Raw genomic sequence first — 18,908 nt, 5'->3', positions numbered from 1 at the left:
CCTGCGGTGCACCCCCGCACGCTCCCCCGCGTACATCCCTGCGCTCGTATGCGCCCCGGCCGCCCGGGGCATGCCCTGACCGACTGTCCGATGTCCGGCACCTCTGCCAGGCACCCGTGCCGGGCACCACCCGCCGGGCATCGCGTGTCCGACATCGTCGAGCGGGGAGGTACGCGGTGCACGGACCGACTTCGCCCGGCTGGCTGCTCGTCGCGTTGTGCGCGGCGACCGGGGCCTACTGCCTGCTGCGGATGCGCAGCCCGGTCGAGGAACAACGGCTCACCGCGGGCGGGGAGGCGCTCATGGGGTTCGGCATGGCCGCGATGGCCGTACCGGCTGCCGTGGTGACCCCGCCGCGCTGGGCCTGGCTCGCGTGCACGGCCGTCTTCGGCGTGGCCGCGCTGCGCGCGCTCTGGACGGCCCGCGGCAGCCGGCACCATCTGCACCATCTGATGGGCACGGTCGCGATGGTCTACATGGCGGCGGCGATGACGGCCGCCCCGGCTCACCACGTCCACGGCGGCACCGGGGTCCCCGTCCTGACCGGGATGCTCCTGCTGTACTTCGCCGGCTACGTACTCCGCTCGGGCGCCCGTCTTCTCCCGCTGGCCGTCGCTCCGGGCCCGGCGACGCGCACCGTGGGCTGGGGCGACCGCCCCGAACTCTCCCAGGCCTGCCGCCTGTCGATGGGGATCGCGATGCTGGCGATGCTGGTCACGCTCTGACATCGTTCACGTCCCGGACTCCGAGGGTCACGGCCGCGCCCCGACGTCCGGTCACGCTCCGAAGTCGGCTGCTCCTGAAGGGAATCCGGGCGCGCCGCGAAACCGTGGCGTACGTCACTTGGGGTCGTTGGCCGTATCCAGCGGCGGGCCCCGCTCATAGGCTTCGGCCATGATGGTCCCCGCGGCACTGTTGCTGCTCGGCGCCCTTGCCTCCGTGGTCGCTCCGCGACTGCTCGCACGGGCTGACTGGCCGGACCGGGAACCCGTGGTCGCCCTGTGGGTGTGGCAATGCGTGGTGGCGGCCGTCCTGCTGTGCTGCGCGCTGTCGATGACACTGAGCGCGTCCGCCGCCTGGGTGGCCGTGCGCGGCCATGTCTTCGACGGCGCCCCGGCGTCGGTGGTCGACGCCTATGTGCCGAGTGCGGGCGGCTCCTGGGCCGCCGCCACGGCCGTGGTGCTCGCGTGCGGCGGCGCCTGGACCGCGGCGATGCTGGCACGCGAGATCGTCCGGGCACGGCTGCGCCGTCGGCAGAGCCGCTCCGAACTCCTCGTGCGCGCACCTCTGTTGCCCGGCGAGGAGCCCGGAGCCGACCGTCTCGTCGTTCTTGAGGGAGAGCGCCCTGACGCCTGGTGGCTGCCCGGCACCGCTCCCCAACTGGTCATCACCACGGCCGCGTTGAGCCGTCTCAAGGGGCGGCAGCTGGATGCCGTGCTCGCCCACGAACAGGGGCACGCGCGGGCGCGGCACGACTGGCTGCTGCACTGTTCGGCCGCGCTGGCCAACGGCTTTCCGCAGGTGCCCGTGTTCGCCGCGTTCCGCGACGAGATGCACCGGCTGGTCGAACTCGCCGCCGACGACGTGGCGTCGCGTCGCTTCGGCCGGCTCACGATCGCCCTCGCCCTGGTCGAACTCAACGAGGACCGCGGCGTGTTCGGACCCGGTCAGGCCCCGGGCGCCCATGTACCCCAGCGCGTGGACCGCCTCCTCAGCGCCCGGGACCGGCTCACCACGGGCCGTCGGCTGCAACTGACGGCGGCGGCGGCCCTGGTGCCGGTGGTTCCGGTCCTCGTGGCGTTCGTACCGGGGTTGCGCGCGCTGGGTTAGCCCAGGCGACGCCGGGACGCGGCCCGTTCACGCGCGGGGGGATTCTCCTGAGGCTTCACCGGACGGGGGCGCCTTGACCGGCACCCGCCCCGCCGCGAAAGATCTCTCGCATGACCTTCAAAGGTGTGCTCTTCGACTTCTCCGGGACCCTCTTCCGCGTCGAGGACACGGAGTCATGGCTGCGTGCGGTGCTCGCGGAGACCGGAAACCCGCTCCCGGAGACGGAGTTGGCCGAGAAGGCGCGGGCTCTGGACGCGGTGGGCGCGCTCGCGGGCGGCGCCCGGCCCGTGCGGCCGGTGCCGGATCACCTGCTGGCCGTCTGGGAGGCCCGCGACCACAGTGCCGAGCAGCACAGGGCGGCGTTCACCGGTGTCTCCCGGCAGGTGTCGCTGCCCGATCCCGGTCTGCACGACGCGCTCTACGACCGCCATATGCGGCCCGCCGCCTGGACGCCCTATCCCGATGCCGCCGAGGTGCTCGGCGCGCTGCGTGAACGGGGTCTCGCCGTCGGGGTGGTCAGCAACATCGGCTGGGACCTGCGGCCCGTCTTCCGCGAACACGGACTCGACCAGTACGTCGGAACGTACGTCCTGTCGTACGAGCACGGCGTCCAGAAACCGGATCCTCGGCTCTTCGCGACCGCCTGCGCCGGACTCGGCGTCGCCCCGCGGGACACCCTGATGGTCGGCGACGACCGGAGGGCCGACGGGGGCGCGGCGGCCCTGGGCTGCGCGGTCCATTTCGTCGACCATCTGCCGGCGGCGGACCGCCCGGACGGACTGCGGCCGGTGCTCGATCTCGTGGACATGGACTGACGCACCCGGAAGCGGCCGTTCACCCCTCCGGGATCACTCGCTGAACGGAGTCTCGGTACAGACTCGACGCGGATGGGGTGATTTCCGGCCACTGGCGAGACCCTCTTGGTCAAGTTTTGGCCAACAAAAGTCAAACGCCTCGCAATTCGGGATCCATGGCTACGTTGGCGCCCCCGTCACACACCCCCGAGGTCCGCCATGAAGACAGCGCTCTGGATCCTCCTCGCCGGCCTGCTCTCGTACGTCACCGCCGCCGCCCTCCACAACACGGTTCACAGCGACGACAGGGAAACCCTCGTCGGCAACGTGCTGCTGAGCCTGTCGGTCGGCTGGTACATGGTGACCAACTGGAGACGCGCCTACCTCGCCGCGCAGCGGCGCCTGCGGCAGGACGGGACGCGCGAGACGTAGGAGCCGCGGAACGACGGTCCCCGAGAGCCGAGGGCGGCCGCCGCGCGGACGGCACCCCCAGGCGCCCGCTGCCGCGCGTCCGACCTGAGGCGATCCCCCGCGTCGCCCCAGGTCGGCGGCAGCCCGGAACCGACCCGTGAAAGGCCCGGATCCGGACGCGTTGAGTATAGTTGGCTGGCAGCCAGTCAACGCAGGAGTTACAGCATGTCCCCGAGAAGCGCCTCGGTCAATGAAGAGTTGCGGCGGCGTTCCCGGGAACGTTTGCTGCAAGCCGCGGTCGAGCTGGTCAGCGAGCGCGGTTACGACGCCACGACGCTCGGGGACATCGCGGATCGCGCGGGATCGGCGCGCGGGCTCGTCTCGTACTACTTCCCCGGCAAGCGCCAGCTCCTCCAGTCCGCGGTGCACCGGCTGATGCACCGGAGCCTGGAGGAAGCCCTCGACCGCGAACCGCGCAGCGAGGACGGCCGGGAACGCATGGCGCGGGCCATCGACGCGATCCTGGGCCTCACCCAGGATCAGCCGGTGCTGATGCGGCAGCACATGGCCGGGCTGCTCCAGGCCGAGGGGTTCGTCCAGTGTCCCGAACAGGTGCGGCTCTCCGAACTGCTCGGGGACACCGTCGCACGGTACGGGTCGCAGCAGGTCTCGGCCGACTATCCGATGCTGCGCGCACTGCTCATGGGCGCGGTCTACTCGGCACTGGTGCCGGGCGTGCCGATGAAGGTCCCGGTCCTGCGGGCCGAACTCTTCAAGCGCTACCGGCTGGACTGGGAGATGGGGGTGCCGCCGGACGCCGAGGCACCGGCCGGCCCCCGCGCGACGGATCTGTCCCGCTTCTTCGCCACCGACCCGGAACCCGAGGCCGGCAAGTCCAAGTAGCCCGCCGCGCGGGGACGTTGAGCGGAGTGATCCCAGGGCCGTTCGCCGTGCTCGCGCACGGGGACCCGTACGCGTCCACGCGCTCGGCTTCGGTCAGCGGCGGGCGTGACGAGGTGTCAGAAAGCCCGCGTCGCGCGCCCCGGCGATCAGCCTCAGGGACTTGCGGCGACTGTGGCCGGTGGCGTCCATGACGGCGAGCACCGGATCCACGCCCTCGTTCTGCGCCGCCCGGTACTCCTCCGCGACCAGCAGACGGCCCTCGGCACCGCGCGGCCAGACGGGGCGGGCGCGCCGCGCCCCGCTCTCCCGGTCCTGGTCACGGCTGGCACCGAGGCGGCTCCCGCACACCTCGGACAGCGGCTCCTCGATCCACTCGGCGACCACCGCGAGGTCGTCCAGCGAGAGGGGCGGCTCGGCCCGTACGTCCTCGATCGACAGGGCCGTCTCCGACAGCACGGCGAGCAGGTCGACCCGGGCACCGTCCGCGAAGGCCAGCCGGACGTCGAACCAGGCCGTGACACCCGAACCGGACTCCCGCACTTCCCAGGCGGGGCGTACGGACACCTCGCCGTCCATGCGGCAGCGGTCGGACAGATTGAGAGACGATGCGTCCGGCACATACGGAACGTAACCGCATCATCACATTCCATACGAACGGACACGCGCACGGCCGGCACGCACCGCACCCTGTCAGCGGAGCACCGGTGGTGCGATCCTGGAGCACAGCGATGTCCTGTCAGCGATCTTCCTGATCCCTCGGGTGAGGAGTTCCGCGGTGCTGCGTGTCGCCGTCGTCGGTTCGGGCCCCAGCGGGGTCTACAGCGCACAGGGTCTTGTCCAGCGGAGCGGGCCTCCCGATGTCCGCGTCGATGTCCTGGACAGGTTGCCCTGCCCGTACGGCCTGGTGCGCTACGGCGTGGCACCCGACCACGAGAAGATCAAGTCGCTCCAGAACAATCTGCGGACCGTCCTGGAGGACGAGCGCGTGCGCTTCCTCGGCGGTGTGGAGGTGGGACCGGGCGGAGTGCCCGTGACACGGCTGCGGGAGCTGTACCACGCGGTCGTGTACTGCGTCGGCGCCGCCACCGACCGGCATCTCGGTGTGCCGGGTGAGGATCTGCCCGGCAGCTGGTCGGCGACCGACTTCGTGTCCTGGTACAGCGCGCACCCCGACTCCGCGGCCGAGGGATTCCTGGCCGGCGCGCGTTCGGCCGTCGTCATCGGCGTCGGGAACGTCGCCGTCGACGTCACCCGGATCCTGGCCCGCACCGCGCCCGAGCTGAGCCCCACCGACATCCCGCAGGCGGCGCTCGGCGCGCTGGCCGCGAGCGAGGTCACCGAGATCAGCATGGTCGGGCGGCGCGGACCGTCCCAGGCCCGCTTCACCACGAAGGAGCTGCGCGAGCTGGGCGGCCTGCCGGAGGCCGACGTCAGCGTGGACGAGGCCGAGTTGGCGCTCGATCCGGCCTACCTCGATCCGTCGGGGCTGCCCGCCGCGCAGCGCCGCAACGTGGAGGTCCTCCGTGGCTGGGCGTCGGCCGCGCCGCTGGGCCGCCCGCGGCTCATCCGCCCGCGCTTCTTCCTGCGGCCCGTCGAACTCCTCGCCGACGGCGGCCGGGTGGGCGCGGTGCGTTTCGAGCGGACGGTCCCGGACGGAGCGGGCGGGGTGACGGGCACCGGCCGATTCGAGGAGATCGAGGCTCAGTTGGTGCTGCGCTCGGTGGGCTATCGCGGAGTGCCGCTGGACGGGATGCCGTTCGACCCCGAGCGTGGCACGGTGCCGCAGCGGGCGGGACGCGTCCTGCGCGACGGTGTGGTCTCGCCGGGCGAGTATGTGGCGGGCTGGATCAAGCGGGGCCCGACCGGGGTCATCGGGACCAATCGCCCGTGCGCCAAGGAGACGGTGGGCTCTCTGCTGGAGGACGCCCCCGCGCTCGTACGGCGAGAGGCCGCCGATGATCCGCTCGCCGCGCTGCGGGCCCTCGGGATACGGCCCGTCGAATGGGCCGGATGGCAGGCGATCGAACGGGCCGAGGCGGAACTGGGAGCCACGCTGGGCCGCGAGGTGGTCAAGCTGCCCGACTGGGACGCACTCCGGGCAGCGGCGCGGACGGCAGGTTCCTGACGACGGCGCCGCCGGCCGAGTACCGCGTCCCCACCGAGCCCGCCGGTCCACGGCCCGACAGCACCGTGGACCCGACGACGCCGTGACCCGACAGCTTTGCGGCCCAATGGCTCGGTGACCCGACAGCCCGTGGCCCGAGGGCTCCGTGGCCCGACGACTCGTGACCAGACGAACCGTGACCAGACGGCTCCGTGTCGTCGGCCTCAGGGGCTTGTGAGGATGACGAGTTGCTGGGTCGCCCTGGTCATCGCGACATAGCGGTCGACGGCGCCCTCCACTCCCTCCCCGAACTTCTCCGGGTCGACGAGGACGACCAGGTCGAACTCGAGCCCCTTCGCCAACTCCGGTGTCAGCGAACGGATCCGTGGCGTCGCCCGGAACGTGGGGTCGCCGATGACGCAGGCGATGCCCTCGGCGTGTTCGAGAAGCCAGGTGTCGAGGACCGACTCCAGATCGGCGACGGAACCGTGGACCACGGGGACACCCGAACTACGCACGGAAGTAGGCACGTTGGCGTCCGGGAGCGCGGCCCGGACGACGGACTCGGCCTCCGCCATGACCTCCGCGGGCGTCCGGTAGTTGATGGTCAGCGAGGCGACGTCGACCCGGTCGAGCCCGATCCGCCCGAGCCGTTCCCGCCAGGACTCGGCGAAACCGTGTCGGGCCTGGGCCCGGTCCCCGACGACGGTGAAACTCCGGGACGGGCAGCGCGACAGCAGCATCTGCCATTCCGCGTCGGTCAGCTCCTGGGCCTCGTCGACGACGATGTGCGCGAACGGCCCGGCGAGCAGGTCCATTTCGGCGGTGGGCAGTCCGCTCTCGTCGATCAGGCTGTCCTGAAGGTCTCGTCCGCGCAGCATCGTCACCGCGCCCTCGCCGTCGTCGTCGGCCGCGAGCACGTTGTCGATGACACCGGCCATGCGCTCACGTTCGGCGGCGACGGACGCCTCGTGGCGGCGCTTGCGCAGGGACGTCTCCGGGTCGCCGAGCCGCTGACGTGCCGCGTCCAGGACGGGCAGGTCGGACACCGTCCACGCCCGGGCGTCCGCGCGCCGGAGCCTGCGGACGTCGTCGGGGCCGAGCCAGGGGGCGCACAACCGCAGGTAGGCGGGTACGGACCACAGGTCTCCGACGACGTCGGCCGCGTCGAGCAGCGGCCACGCGCGGTCGAGGGTCCCGACGAGCTCCCGGTCGTGCAGCAGCGACCTCCGCAGCGGTTCGGACGGGACGTCGCCGTCGTGCTTGTCCGCCAGGATCTCGAGCAGTGCCTCCCGGATCAGGTCCCGCGCCTCGTTGTGCGGGATGCCCGGTTCCGCCGCCTCGAACGCCTCGGCCCAGTCGTCGGCGGTCAGCCGGACCTCGGCCCACGGGGTCGTGACCGTCATCCCCCGGGCGGGCGGCTCCTCGTAGAACCTGACGGCCGTCTCGATCGCCTTCACCATGTCGGCGGACGACTTCAGACGGGCCACGTCCGGGTCGGGCTCGACGGCCGCTCCGGGTCCCTCGGGGACGAGGTCGCGCAGGGTGCAGGTCCGTACGCCCTCTTCACCGAGGCTGGGCAGGACGTCGGCGACGTAGGCCAGATAGGGCTGGTGCGGGCCGACGAAGAGCACGCCGCCGTGCCGGTGTCCGAGCCGGGGGTCGGCGTAGAGGAGGTAGGCGGACCGGTGCAGGGCGACGACCGTCTTTCCCGTGCCCGGACCCCCGTCGACGACGAGCGCGCCCCGGGATCCGGCCCGGATGACGGCGTCCTGGTCGGCCTGGACGGTGGCGAGCACGTCCCGCATCCGGGCCGACCGACTGCCGCCCAGGCTCGCGATGAAGGCGGACTGGTCGTCGAGCGCGGCGTGCCCCTCCAGCCCGTCGGCGGTGAACACCTCGTCCCAGTAGTCGCTGATCCGGCCGTCGGTCCAGCGATACCTGCGGCGGCTCACCAGGCCCATCGGATGGGCGTGGGTCGCGGCGAAGAAGGGCTCGGCGACGGGAGAGCGCCAGTCGGTCAGCAGGCGGCGGCCCTCGCTGTCGGTGAGGCCGAGGCGTCCGATGTACACGGGTCCTGAGCCGTCCGCGGCGACGATGTGACCGAGACACAGGTCGAGTCCGAATCGGCGCAGCGTACGGAGCCGGCCGGTCAGCCGGTGGATCTCCAGGTCCCGTTCCATCGCCTCGCGGCCGATGCCGCCGGGCGCCCTGCGCTCGGCGTCGAGACGCTCGGTCAGTTCACCGATCGCGTGGTCCAGGCTCTCCGCCACGGCCGCGAAGTGCCGCTCGTCGCCGTCGATCAGGGCCGGGTCGGCCTTGGAGGAAAGCCGGTCCGGAAGGTGGAACGCACTGGTGGTCAAGGGGTTCATGTCACCGGCTCCGATCCGGGGACAAAAGCACACGCACGTCTCGACTCTCCGATTTCCGCAGGTTCTGGCATCGGCCAGTGATTCTGCGGCACGACCGGGGCCTTGCGGCAAGCCCCCCGGTGCGCTATAAGTTGAGAGTGGCAAGGGACGGCTTTCCCCTTGCCTTTTCTTTTTGCCCGGATTCGGCCCACGTCCGTACGCGCCCGACGGCGGGCCTCATCGAGGCGTCACCGGCGGCTGTCGCGCCTCGTCACGGCGCCAGGCGTCCGGCCTGACGGGCGGCCATCGTCGAGGCGACCGCCGTCTCCCCCGAGGGCCGGATCTCCCCGTACGACCTGGGCATCTGGAACGACACCCAGGTCGAGGCGTTCCGCCGCATCACGCGCTTCCTCTCCGCACAGGGCACGGTGCCGGCAGTACAACTCGGCCACGGCGGACGCAAGTCCTCGACCGACCGTCCCTGGAAGGGCGGCGCCCCCGTCGGACCGGACGCTCACGGCTGGCGGGCGCTCGCCCCGAGCGCGCTCGCGTTCGACGAGAGTCACCCGGTTCCCGACGAGCTGACGGTCGCCGGGATCCAGGAGATCGTGGGCCGATTCGCGGACGCGGCTCGCCGAGCCCTGGCCGCCGGCTTCGAGATCGTCGAGATCCACGGCGCCCACGGCTATCTCATCAACGAGTTCCTCTCCCCCACTCCAACCACCGCACCGACGCGTACGGCGGCTCGTACGAGAACCGCACCCGCTTCGCCCTCGAAGTCGTCGACGCCGTACGGGAGATCTGGCCGCAGGACAAGCCGCTCTTCTTCCGCGTCTCCGCCACCGACTGGCTGGAGGACGCGGGCTGGAGCGCCGACGACACGGTCCGCTTCGCCGGGGAGCTGCACGAGCACGGTGTGGACCTGCTCGACGTCTCCACGGGCGGGAACGCCCCCGGTGTCCGCATTCCCGTCGGCCCCGGCTATCAAGTCTCCTTCGCCGCACGGGTGAAGAAGGAGACCCCGATGGCCGTCGCCGCCGTCGGACTCATCACCGGGGCGGAGCAGGCCGAGAAGATCGTCGCCAACGGCGAGGCCGACGCGGTGCTGCTGGGAAGGGAGTTGCTGCGCAACACGTCCTTCGCCCGGCTCGCGGCACGTGAACTCGGGGCCCAGGTCCACGTTCCCGAGCAGTACCACCGGTCGGTGTAGGCGCCGGACCCCCCGAAGGCGGCTAATAGGGCCAGGCGGCCGACCGCGAAGACGGCGAACCGGGGCCCGACGCAGGGTGGTTGACCGCATCTCCGCCACCCGCACCTCGGCGGAGCCCCGTCCCGTACGATCAGGCGGCGCCCGGCGCGAGACGCTTGACCGTCACCTCGGCGGCCGGCGGCTCGGCGGCTGTCACCTCAGCGACGGGCAGCTCAGCGACCGTCACCTCAGCGGCCTTCACCTCGGCCGCAACCCCGGCCGTCACCTTGGTCGTCGGCTCGGCCCCCGCTTCGCCCCCCTCGGCCTCCGCCTCGGCGAGCAGTGCGAGCAGGGTCGTACGGGCGCGCGCCACGCGGGAGCGGACGGTTCCGACCGGGCAGCCGCTGACGAGGGCGGCCTCCGCGTAAGGCAGGCCCATCAGCTGGGTGAGGACGAACGCCTCACGCCGTTCGCACGGGAGCACGTCCAGCAGCTCGCGCAGGGCGACACCGTCGTCGAAGCCGGGCAGACCGAGCGGCTGCGCCCGTTCCACCGCGGACTGCCAGTCCACGGCACCGGCCGAACGCGGCCGGGCGGCGGCGTACCGCAGGCTGTCGATCACCGCTCGGCGGGCGATGGACAGCAGCCAGGTGCGCGCCGAGGAGCGTCCCTCGAACCGGTGCAGACCGCCGAGCGCCCGCAGGAACGTGTCCTGGGCGAGGTCCTCGGCGGCCTGCGGATCGGCGGACAGGTGGGCGACGAAGCGCACGACGTCGCGGTGCAGCGCGCGGACGAAGCGGTCGACGGCGGCCGGGTCACCGGCGCGGGCGGCCAGCGCCCAGGCGGTCGCCGACTCGTCGGCAGACACCGCTCGGCCGTCCTCGTTCCGCCTCTCGGGTCCATGACGGGGAACGGGCCCGGCATGCGAGACAGGCCGGACAGGCGCGGCCGGCCAGGCAGCCGATGCAGGCCGGGCAGACAGGGCAGGAGTGATCACCAGGTGTCCTTCTCGGGTCATCCGTGATCCGGACCGGCGCGAGGCCATGAGTCCGGTGAGAGGGTGCGGCCGTACACGAGGTACGGCCGATGCCCGAAGCGCTCAGGGCGCGCCCCGGGGAGCCGGCTGTCTCAGGCGACAGCGGTCCCCACGGGCGGACCCCGGGAAGTGATCGCGTGAACGAGAAGCAGAAGGCGCGGGGCCCGGTCCGAGGAACGTCGGCACACCCGGGGCCGCGGCCGGTACGGCGGCACCGGAAGGGCGAGGAGGAGCCGCAGGGGCGCGACCAGTCGGGCGGCCAGCGCCCGCAGCACGCGGAACGCGGCGCGCTCGCCGTACGCGAGCCACAGGCCGCACAGCAGTGCCGCGAGCAGATGGGCGGCGAGCATGCCGAACGATGAGGGCGAACCCGCCTCGCCTCCCCCGGGGAACAGATGTGCCATGCCCCCGGACCCCATGGACGTCATCCCCATGGACCCGGAACCCGTGGATCCCCCACCGATGGCCGTCACGTCCATGGATCCGACGCCCATAGATCCGAGACCCATGGATCCCGTACCCATGGCATCCACGGAACCCATGTTCGTCGACCCCATGGCACCCATCACCATGCCGTCCATGGCATCCCCGCTCGGGCGAATCGGGCCGGCACCGGCCTCCGCCGCCAGAGCCAGGGACCGTGCGGCCGAGAACGCGGCGTGGAGCACGCCCTGGGCGAGCACCACGACGGACACGACGAGCGGAAGCCCGCGCTCGCGGCCGGCCAGGCACCAGCCCGCTCCGGCCGTGCCCGCTCCGGCGCCGGCCAGCGCCCACCAGGCCACCGGAGAGCCGGACATCATCACGTGACCGAGGGCGGCGAGCACCACACAGACGGCCGCGAACATCACGGCCCGCAGCATGCGCGTGCACCACCCGGCAGTCATGACGGCCCTCATCCTCGCATCCGGGGTCCGGATGTCATGGACGGGTACGGAGACGGGCGGGCGCCGGACGGGTGGCGCAGCCGTGATCCGGATCACGGAGCCTGGCGCCCGGGCCCGGCATGGCGGCCGTCGCCCGGGGTAGGCGGCGGGACACGGTAGGAGCACGGCCAGGACAGGGCGACCCTACGTAATGTAGGGTCCCGGCGGTGAGCGTCGTACATCAGGGGGATCCCGTGAAGGAAGGTGCCGCCGGGAGCGCGGCGCGCGGACCGGCGTCCGTGCTGGCACTGCTCGTGCCCAGTCTCGGGATCGCCGCTCTGGGCGTCTACCACCTCTGCGGGTTCGACCTGCACGCCCTGCACGGACGCCCGCACCTGGACGACGGACTGACCATGGCCGGGGTGATCACGGCCCTGGTCTTCGCGGGCGCGGCACTCGGCGACCTCCTGTGGTGGGCGACCACGCGCGACCGCCGGCTGGGCGACGGCGGAAACCCGCGCCCCGGCGGACATTTCGGGAACCCGGGGCACGACCGGGGGACTTCGGCGCGCCGCTGAGCGATCCGGGACCGGAACCGCCCCCGTCGGAGGGGTGTGCCACGGGCCTGTGGTCCGTATTCTCAACACCTCCTTACCTCTTCACGCCGCCCCTGTCTGGCCATAACTCCACTCTTCCCCACAAGATGTAGTGTTCCGGCCTCTGTCCCCACCGGTTCTCCCGGCCTCTCCCCAAGGTGATGCTCCACGGTGTCCGTACAACAGTCAGCGCTCATCCCGGAACAGCGGAACGGGAACTCGCGCCGCGGGGCCCGGTCCGGACGAGCGGGCGACGGAATCCGGCCACGGGCCGCCGCGTTCACGGTCTGGTACCTGCGACTGCTCGCCCTCCTCAACATCGTCGCCGTGATCTCGCTGCCGTTCCGCGAAGAGGTGCACGAGCACAACGGAGGCGAGTTCTTCACCCCCTATCTGGCCACCGCCGGGCTCATCTCGGCGGCGCTGGCCCTGTTCCTCGCTCTCGTGATGCGGCGCCGCAAACGAGCCGCCTGGATCTTCAACCTGCTGCTCGCCGGGCCGCTCCTCACGCTCTACGTGGTGGCGCTGACCCAGGACCGCTACCAACGGCACGTCTTCAACTGGATCTCGGCCCTGCTCACCGCTCTCTTCGTCGTCGCCCTCCTGCTGGGCCGCAAGGAGTTCCACGCCGTCGGGGACCGCTCGAATCCCCGGCTCGCGCTGGCTGTCGGAGCGGGCGGACTGCTGGTCAGCGCCACCCTGGGCACCCTGCTCGTCAGCGCCACCAACCGCGTGTCGGGAACACCGCTGAGCGACCGGATCGCGTACACCCTGCTGCGCGGAATCAGTGTCGGCCCGCTCGCCGACCGGTTCGACACCGTCGTCGCACCCCGCTGGGTCGACATCCTGGTCAACGTCCTGACGGCCGTCACCTTCCTGCTGGTGCTCTACGCCTGCTTCCGCTCGCCGCGCGGTCTCGAACTGCTCGGCGAGGAGGACGAGACCCGGCTGCGAGCCCTGCTGGCACGGCACGGGGAACGCGACTCGCTCGGCTACTTCGCCCTGCGCCGCGACAAGGCGGTCATCTGGTCCCCGAGCGGCAAGGCGGCGATCGCGTACGGCGTCGGCGGCGGCGTGACCCTCGCCTCCGGCGACCCGATCGGTGACCCGGAGGCCTGGCCCGGCGCGATCGAGGCGTGGCTGAAGGAGGCACGGCGCCACGCGTGGACGCCCGCGGTGATGGGCGCCAGCGAGGAGGCCGGGACCGTCTACGCCCGGCACGGCCTGGACGCCCTGGAGCTCGGCGACGAAGCCATAGTGGACCGGTCCGACTTCACCCTGGAGGGACGCGCCATGCGGGGCGTCCGGCAGGCGCACAAACGCGTGCGGCGCGCCGGTTACACGGTCCGCGTACGACGGCACGAGGACATCCCCGAGGCCGAGATGGCCGCGCTGACCGACAAGGCGGACCAGTGGCGCGACGGTGAGACCGAACGCGGCTTCTCGATGGCGCTCGGCCGGCTGGGAGACCCCGCCGACGGACGCTGCGTGATGCTGGAGTGCCGTGACGGAGAAGGGGAACCCCGGGCCGTCCTGAGCTTCGTGCCGTGGGGCGAGCGGGGGCTCTCGCTGGACCTGATGCGCCGCGACCGGAACTCCGACAACGGGCTCATGGAGTTCATGGTGATCGAGCTGCTGCTGCACGCCGAGGAGTTCGGCGTCGAGCGGGTCTCCCTGAACTTCGCGATGTTCCGGTCCGTCTTCGAGCGCGGCACCCGGCTGGGCGCGGGACCCGTGCTGCGGCTGTGGTGTTCGGTGCTGACGTTCCTCTCGCGCTGGTGGCAGCTCGAATCGCTCTACCGGGCCAACGCCAAGTACCGTCCGGTCTGGGAGCCTCGCTATCTCCTCTTCGAGAAGAGCGCCGACCTTCCCCGTATCGGCATCGCCGCGGCCCGCGCGGAGGGGTTCCTCGCCCCGCCGACCCTGCCCCGGTTCGCCTCCCGGCGCCCGGCGCACCCGGACCGGCGTCCCCCGGTGACGCCCGCGGCGGCACCACCGACCGGCTCCGACATGCCCACGTCGTCGGCGTCGCGCGACTAGTCGGCGACAACGGGCGGCCGTCGCGGCCCCATCACCACACGGCCGGGCACCCAGCGGGGTGCCCGGCCGCGCTGTCTCACAGCTCCCCGCTCCCCCGCCGGGCCGTCCCGCCGGTGGCTCCGCCCCGGCCGACCGTCGGAAAACGGCCGTTCATTTCATAGTTGGCCGGACCTACGCCATCGACGTGACGGTTCGCGGGCGTCACTGTCAGTGCCGTGGTGCACACTCACGATCAATGGCCGACGCATGGGGAGGACACCGTGTTCAGGGGGATCGACGACGTCGACTGGGCCTCGATGGAGCATGCCTACGGAAGCGCCGCGGACGTGCCGGAGCTCCTGCGCGGGCTCGCCTCGTCACTCCCCCAGGAGCGGGAGACCGCGCTCGACGGGATGTACGGAGCCGTGCACCACCAAGGCGACGTGTACGACTCGACGCTCGCGTCCATCCCCTTCCTCTTCAGGCTCGCCGGGCACGCCGGACTCCCCGACCGGGGCGGAATCGTCGAACTGCTCGCCAGCATCGGGGGATCGGACGACGCGGACGACCTCGAGAACGGCGCGGGCGGCGCCGGGGTCGGCGAGGGCACGGAGGACCCCGGGGACGACAAACACGCGATGGCGCGCGCGGCCGTCCGGGCGGGTGGCGCGCTCTTCCTCGACCTGGTCAGGGACGGGGATCCGGAGGTGCGCCGCGCCGCGCCGTCGGCACTCGTCCGCTTCCACGGCGAACCACCGCTCGTCCTGGCCCTGTTGAGCGAGCGGCTGCGGGACGAGCCGGAGGACGGCGTCCGGCTCGCACTGGTCGAGGGACTCGGACTCCTCGTCCGGCTCCACGGCGGTTCCGCGGCCCTCGCGGTGGACTGTCTGGTGTCACTGTGCGGCCCGCCGCACGACCCGGGACTGCGGCTCGCGGCGATCGGGCAGCTCGCCTCGTGCGCCACCGACCGGCTGCCCGCCGACCTCGTGTCCACGGTCGTCACCCTGCTCCACACCAGGTCGCAGCGGATCCGGCCGTCCAGTGAGCCCGTCCGGACGTCCTCGGACACCCTGATCGGCAGCCTGCGCCGCATGCGGGCCGCGGACGAGGAGGGCGCGCGGCTGCTGCGGACGCTCCACCAGGCACTGGGCGCCCGGACCGCGGACCGGATCGCCCTGCTCAAGGGCCAGTTGAGCAGCCAGAACACGGCCGACCGGTGCAACGCCGTGTGGATGGCGGCCGGGCTGTTCCGTGAATGGCGGACCGCGAACGAGGAGCCGGTCGCGCTGATCGGCGAGCAACTGGGTTCGGACGAGGAGCGGTTGCGCTGCGCCGCGGTGTCCGTGCTGGAGTTCCTGTTCACCCTGGCGGCTCCGGCCGCCGACCGGCTCGCCGCCCTCGTGGAGTCGGGCCCGGAATTCCGGGAGCGCGGTACCGCAACGCTGGACCGCCCGTTGAAGGCCCTGGCCAGGTGCGGGGACGCGCGGGCGGTACCGGCCCTCGCCGAGGTGCTGCGCCGTCCGGCCGTGCCGAACGAGACCGGGTACACGATCGGGCATCTGGGCCCGGCCGCGGCACCCCTGGCTCCGCTGCTGCGGCAACGGCTGGCCGAGGTCCCGCTCGGCTCCCCGGACACCTACGACCGTGCCGTCCCGCTGCTGTTCGGCCTCGGCGCGCTGCGGTACGCCGAGGCCGTACCGGAAGTGCTGCGGCTGCTGCACGGCACGCCGCCCGAACTGCGGCTCCGGGACGCTCTGGTGAATGCGCTGGCCAGGACGCTCGGCGCGTTCGGGCCGGGGGCGCGTGAGGCCGTGCCGACGTTGCGGAACCTGCTGACGGACCGGAACGCCGTGGCGGCGGCCGACGCGCTGAGGTCCGTGGAGGGAGACACCGAGGCGGTCCTTCCGGTGCTGCTCGGGGCGCTGGCTCCGGAATGGGACGCCAGCAGTCGACGGACGGCGGCCGACGCCCTCGGCCGTATGGGCGCGGCTGCCACGCCAGCGCTCCCCGGGCTGCGTCGCCTGGCGGAGTCCGCCGAAGTCTGGGAGCGGACGGCCGCCGCGTGCGCCCTGTGGGATGTCGGCGGAGATCCGGAACCCGTCCTGCCGGTGTTCCGTGACGCCTGGCGGCTGAACCCGTACACCCGGGGCATGATCACCGCCTGTCTCGTCCGGATGGGCGGCGCGGGCGTGCCCTTCCACGACCTGGTCCGTACGGAACTGGACTCGCCCAGGCGCCACCGGGCCCGCTCCGGCGGCCACGGCAGCCACGACGTGCTCGACGACGAACTGCTGCTGCGGGACTGCCGGGCGATTCTGGAGGCCACATGACGAGGCCGAAGCACGGAGGGGGCCGGCGGGTGTGGCCGGCACAGAAGCGCCGGGTGCGTCGACGCGGCCGCGGCTGAGTGACTTGCGGCGTGACGACGGCTCACCGGGGGGCGGGGTTGGCAGGGCGACGGCTCACCGGGGTGGCAGGGCGACGACTGCCCCGGGAGCGGAGGTGGCGGGGCCACGGCTCCCACGGGGGAGTGCGGGTTGGTGTGGGCGACGGCTCACCGGAGAGTGGGGGTGGTATCGGCAACGACTCCCCCGGAGAGCGGGGTGGTGTCTGCGGCGCTGTAAGGCGTTGTGCGCTCAGCTCGTCATCCGGCCCCACAGCGGTCCGATCCGCTCCCACTCCTCGTCCCATCGGTCCACGCGTCGCCGCTCCAGACGGCCGCGCAGAGAACGGCCGGCGGCGAAGGGGACCGCCGCCAGGCCGCCGCCCACGAAAACGCCGATCAGACAGGCACGCAGCCGCGCCACGGCGACGGTGGGGGGCCGGGTGGCGAGGCGCCCGTCCGGGTCGGTCCACACCAGGACCGGCGTGTCCGCCGAGGTGCCCGCCGAGACCCGTACCTGCCCGGACCGAGAGGTGCCGTCCGGAGCCGTCCAGTGCACCCGCGTCCACACGACGCGCCCGGCGGGCTCACCGGCTCCCGCGTTCGGCGCGTCCTCGATCAGCCGGGCGGGGACGGTGTGCGACTCCGCGCGCTCGCGGGCGAGAGCGTCCTCCACGGCGCGGACGGTGACCAGGCCCGTCGCCGCGCCGCCCAGCAGTGTGAACCCCCAGGCCGCGAGAATGATCCAGGCCTCCAGGACATCGCTCCGTCGTCGCAGCGGGTTGCGGCGCCACCGCCACAGCCAGACCTTCGGACCACGGAACGCCGCCATCAAGGGCATCCTCCTCACGACCGCACGGACACGCCACGTCCCCCTCCCTTACGCGCGCGCTCCGCGCGATGCTCACGCCCCGTGCCCGCCGGCTCGGCCGACGCGGGGATCCGAGGGCGCCCGACCCTTCCCCGGAGCGGCCCCGCTACCGGCACCGCGAGCCCTCGTCGGAAGGCGACACGACCCGTCCGACCTGCACGGACGTCAGGCCGGAAGGTGACTGTCGGTGCCGGGGTGCAGACTGGCCCGTAGCGCAGACAACGACGTCGCGGAGGTGGCCTGTCATGGCCGACGTACTGCTCACGGTAGGCACCCGCAAGGGTCTCTTCATCGGGCGACGGCGCGGCGGCGCCTGGGAGTTCGACGAGAGTCCGTACTTCAACGCGCAGGCCCTGTACTCGGTCGCGATCGACACCCGGGGCGAGCGGCCGCGCCTGCTGGCCGGCGGGGACAGCGCGCACTGGGGCCCGTCCGTGTTCCACTCCGACGACCTGGGCCGTACGTGGACCGAACCCGCGCAGCCCGCGGTCAAGTTCCCCAAGGAGACGGGCGCCTCGCTGGAGCGGGTGTGGCAGTTGCACCCGGCGGCCGCCGAACCGGACGTGGTGTACGCCGGGACGGAGCCGGCCGCGCTGTACCGCTCGGAGGACCGGGGCGAGTCCTTCGATCTCGTGCGCCCCCTTTGGGAACACCCCACTCGCTCCCGATGGGTCCCCGGAGGAGGCGGCGAGGGACTGCACACCATCCTCACCGACGAACGCGACCCGCGGGCCGTGACGGTCGCCGTGTCCACGGCCGGGGTCTTCCGCACCGCCGACGGCGGCGCGAGCTGGGAGCCCGCCAACTCCGGTGTCTCCGCGGTGTTCCTGCCGGATCCGAACCCGGAGTTCGGACAGTGCGTGCACAAGGTCGCGCGCGACGCGGCGAACCCGGACCGGCTCTATCTCCAGAACCACTGGGGGGTGTACCGCAGTGACGACGGGGCCGGGCAGTGGACCGACATCGGCGCGGATCTCCCGTCCACGTTCGGATTCGCGGTGGCGGCGCATCCGCACCGCGGCGACACGGCCTACGTCTTCCCGATCAACGCCGACGCGGACCGGGTCCCGGCCGACCGCCGCTGCCGGGTCTTCCGTACGGAGGACGCAGGCCGGACCTGGGAACCGCTGACGGCGGGACTGCCCTCCGAGGACCACTACGGCACGGTGCTGCGCGACGCGCTGTGCACGGACGGCGCGGACCCGGCGGGTGTGTACTTCGGCAATCGCAACGGCGAGGTGTACGCGTCCGCGGACGACGGGGACAGCTGGCGGCAGCTCGCCTCGCATCTGCCGGACGTCCTGTGCGTCCGCGCGGAGGTGGTGGCCTGAACACGGCCGGGGTCCGGACACGGCACCGGGTGCGGGAACGGTCGCCGGCCTGAACGGGGCGGCGGCCCGAGCGCGGCCGTCATCGCCGTCATCGCCGTCGTCAGGACGTGGACGCGCTCAGGACGCGGATGCGCTCAGGGCGTGGACGCGGCGCTGGACGTGGTCGCCGCGCTGGATCGCGGGGTCTCCAACAGCCCACGACGGCGGGCGTATTGTGCGCGGAC

The 18,908-nt window shown here is 72.5% G+C and carries 14 protein-coding genes and 2 pseudogenes; 11 read left to right on the top strand and 5 right to left on the bottom strand.

Annotated elements, in window-relative coordinates:
• The first annotated feature begins 176 nt into the window (after positions 1-176).
• From ABZV42_RS13380 to ABZV42_RS13360, 5 genes are all read left to right on the top strand, one after another.
• On the top strand, positions 177-725 hold the full coding sequence (locus ABZV42_RS13380) for a DUF5134 domain-containing protein (protein ID WP_356051941.1): 549 nt from the start codon (positions 177-179) through the stop codon (positions 723-725).
• Between the two features lie 169 nt (positions 726-894).
• The gene (locus ABZV42_RS13375) at positions 895-1,830 is read left to right on the top strand and encodes a M56 family metallopeptidase (protein ID WP_355977333.1); all 936 of its coding nucleotides are present in this window, start codon (positions 895-897) and stop codon (positions 1,828-1,830) included.
• Between the two features lie 110 nt (positions 1,831-1,940).
• Positions 1,941-2,645, top strand: a complete 705-nt coding sequence (locus tag ABZV42_RS13370) for an HAD-IA family hydrolase (protein WP_355977331.1) — start codon at positions 1,941-1,943, stop codon at positions 2,643-2,645.
• Positions 2,646-2,843: 198 nt separating this feature from the next.
• Positions 2,844-3,056, top strand: coding sequence for a hypothetical protein (locus tag ABZV42_RS13365; RefSeq protein WP_355977329.1), 213 nt, complete (start codon positions 2,844-2,846; stop codon positions 3,054-3,056).
• A 204-nt stretch (positions 3,057-3,260) separates the two neighbouring features.
• Positions 3,261-3,938, top strand: coding sequence for a helix-turn-helix domain-containing protein (locus tag ABZV42_RS13360; RefSeq protein WP_355977327.1), 678 nt, complete (start codon positions 3,261-3,263; stop codon positions 3,936-3,938).
• 93 nt (positions 3,939-4,031) lie between these two features.
• On the opposite strand, the gene ABZV42_RS13355 is transcribed toward ABZV42_RS13360, so the two are convergent.
• Positions 4,032-4,502, bottom strand: a complete 471-nt coding sequence (locus ABZV42_RS13355) for a DUF6214 family protein (RefSeq protein ID WP_356051959.1) — start codon at positions 4,500-4,502, stop codon at positions 4,032-4,034.
• Between the two features lie 211 nt (positions 4,503-4,713).
• On the opposite strand from ABZV42_RS13355, the gene ABZV42_RS13350 reads away from it, so the two are divergent.
• Positions 4,714-6,063 (top strand): FAD-dependent oxidoreductase, encoded by a 1,350-nt coding sequence (locus ABZV42_RS13350; RefSeq protein ID WP_355977325.1) that lies wholly within the window; start codon positions 4,714-4,716, stop codon positions 6,061-6,063.
• 203 nt (positions 6,064-6,266) lie between these two features.
• On the opposite strand, the gene helR is transcribed toward ABZV42_RS13350, so the two are convergent.
• Positions 6,267-8,414, bottom strand: coding sequence for an RNA polymerase recycling motor ATPase HelR (gene helR, locus ABZV42_RS13345; protein ID WP_356051939.1), 2,148 nt, complete (start codon positions 8,412-8,414; stop codon positions 6,267-6,269).
• A gap of 284 nt (positions 8,415-8,698) precedes the next feature.
• On the opposite strand from helR, the pseudogene ABZV42_RS13340 reads away from it, so the two are divergent.
• A pseudogene (locus ABZV42_RS13340) lies at positions 8,699-9,603 on the top strand (NADH:flavin oxidoreductase/NADH oxidase); the annotation flags it as partial.
• Positions 9,604-9,907: 304 nt separating this feature from the next.
• Here the strand turns inward: ABZV42_RS13340 and ABZV42_RS13335 are convergent.
• Positions 9,908-10,627, bottom strand: a pseudogene (locus ABZV42_RS13335) (sigma-70 family RNA polymerase sigma factor); the annotation flags it as partial.
• An 83-nt stretch (positions 10,628-10,710) separates the two neighbouring features.
• Complete coding sequence (locus ABZV42_RS13330; RefSeq protein WP_356051937.1) at positions 10,711-11,505, bottom strand: hypothetical protein; 795 nt, start codon at positions 11,503-11,505, stop codon at positions 10,711-10,713.
• 206 nt (positions 11,506-11,711) lie between these two features.
• Here ABZV42_RS13330 and ABZV42_RS13325 point away from each other — a divergent pair, with 206 nt between their 5' ends.
• The 3 genes from ABZV42_RS13325 to ABZV42_RS13315 all read left to right on the top strand — a co-directional run bounded on the left by ABZV42_RS13325 (position 11,712) and on the right by ABZV42_RS13315 (position 16,429).
• The gene (locus tag ABZV42_RS13325) at positions 11,712-12,062 is read left to right on the top strand and encodes a hypothetical protein (protein WP_356051935.1); all 351 of its coding nucleotides are present in this window, start codon (positions 11,712-11,714) and stop codon (positions 12,060-12,062) included.
• A gap of 276 nt (positions 12,063-12,338) precedes the next feature.
• Positions 12,339-14,120 carry a phosphatidylglycerol lysyltransferase domain-containing protein gene (locus ABZV42_RS13320; RefSeq protein ID WP_355977397.1) on the top strand — a complete coding sequence of 594 codons (1,782 nt, stop codon included), beginning with the start codon at positions 12,339-12,341 and terminating at the stop codon, positions 14,118-14,120.
• Positions 14,121-14,380: 260 nt separating this feature from the next.
• Positions 14,381-16,429, top strand: coding sequence for a HEAT repeat domain-containing protein (locus tag ABZV42_RS13315; protein ID WP_356051933.1), 2,049 nt, complete (start codon positions 14,381-14,383; stop codon positions 16,427-16,429).
• A gap of 306 nt (positions 16,430-16,735) precedes the next feature.
• On the opposite strand, the gene ABZV42_RS13310 is transcribed toward ABZV42_RS13315, so the two are convergent.
• Complete coding sequence (locus ABZV42_RS13310; RefSeq protein ID WP_356051931.1) at positions 16,736-17,314, bottom strand: hypothetical protein; 579 nt, start codon at positions 17,312-17,314, stop codon at positions 16,736-16,738.
• Positions 17,315-17,598: 284 nt separating this feature from the next.
• Here ABZV42_RS13310 and ABZV42_RS13305 point away from each other — a divergent pair, with 284 nt between their 5' ends.
• On the top strand, positions 17,599-18,684 hold the full coding sequence (locus ABZV42_RS13305; protein WP_355977311.1) for an exo-alpha-sialidase: 1,086 nt from the start codon (positions 17,599-17,601) through the stop codon (positions 18,682-18,684).
• The last annotated feature ends 224 nt before the right edge of the window (positions 18,685-18,908 follow it).

This window comes from Streptomyces sp. NPDC005281 (assembly GCF_040607495.1).
Taxonomy (GTDB): Bacteria; Actinomycetota; Actinomycetes; order Streptomycetales; family Streptomycetaceae; genus Streptomyces.
This window is presented reverse-complemented; position numbering and strand designations above follow the sequence as displayed.

Coding starts and splice junctions, on each gene's coding strand:
- ABZV42_RS13330 (WP_356051937.1), bottom strand. CDS start 11,505: ATGACTGCCGGGTGGTGCACGCGCATGCTGCGGGCCGTGATGTTCGCG.
- ABZV42_RS13375 (WP_355977333.1), top strand. CDS start 895: ATGATGGTCCCCGCGGCACTGTTGCTGCTCGGCGCCCTTGCCTCCGTG.
- ABZV42_RS13360 (WP_355977327.1), top strand. CDS start 3,261: ATGTCCCCGAGAAGCGCCTCGGTCAATGAAGAGTTGCGGCGGCGTTCC.
- ABZV42_RS13365 (WP_355977329.1), top strand. CDS start 2,844: ATGAAGACAGCGCTCTGGATCCTCCTCGCCGGCCTGCTCTCGTACGTC.
- ABZV42_RS13370 (WP_355977331.1), top strand. CDS start 1,941: ATGACCTTCAAAGGTGTGCTCTTCGACTTCTCCGGGACCCTCTTCCGC.
- ABZV42_RS13310 (WP_356051931.1), bottom strand. CDS start 17,314: ATGGCGGCGTTCCGTGGTCCGAAGGTCTGGCTGTGGCGGTGGCGCCGC.
- ABZV42_RS13305 (WP_355977311.1), top strand. CDS start 17,599: ATGGCCGACGTACTGCTCACGGTAGGCACCCGCAAGGGTCTCTTCATC.
- helR (WP_356051939.1), bottom strand. CDS start 8,414: ATGAACCCCTTGACCACCAGTGCGTTCCACCTTCCGGACCGGCTTTCC.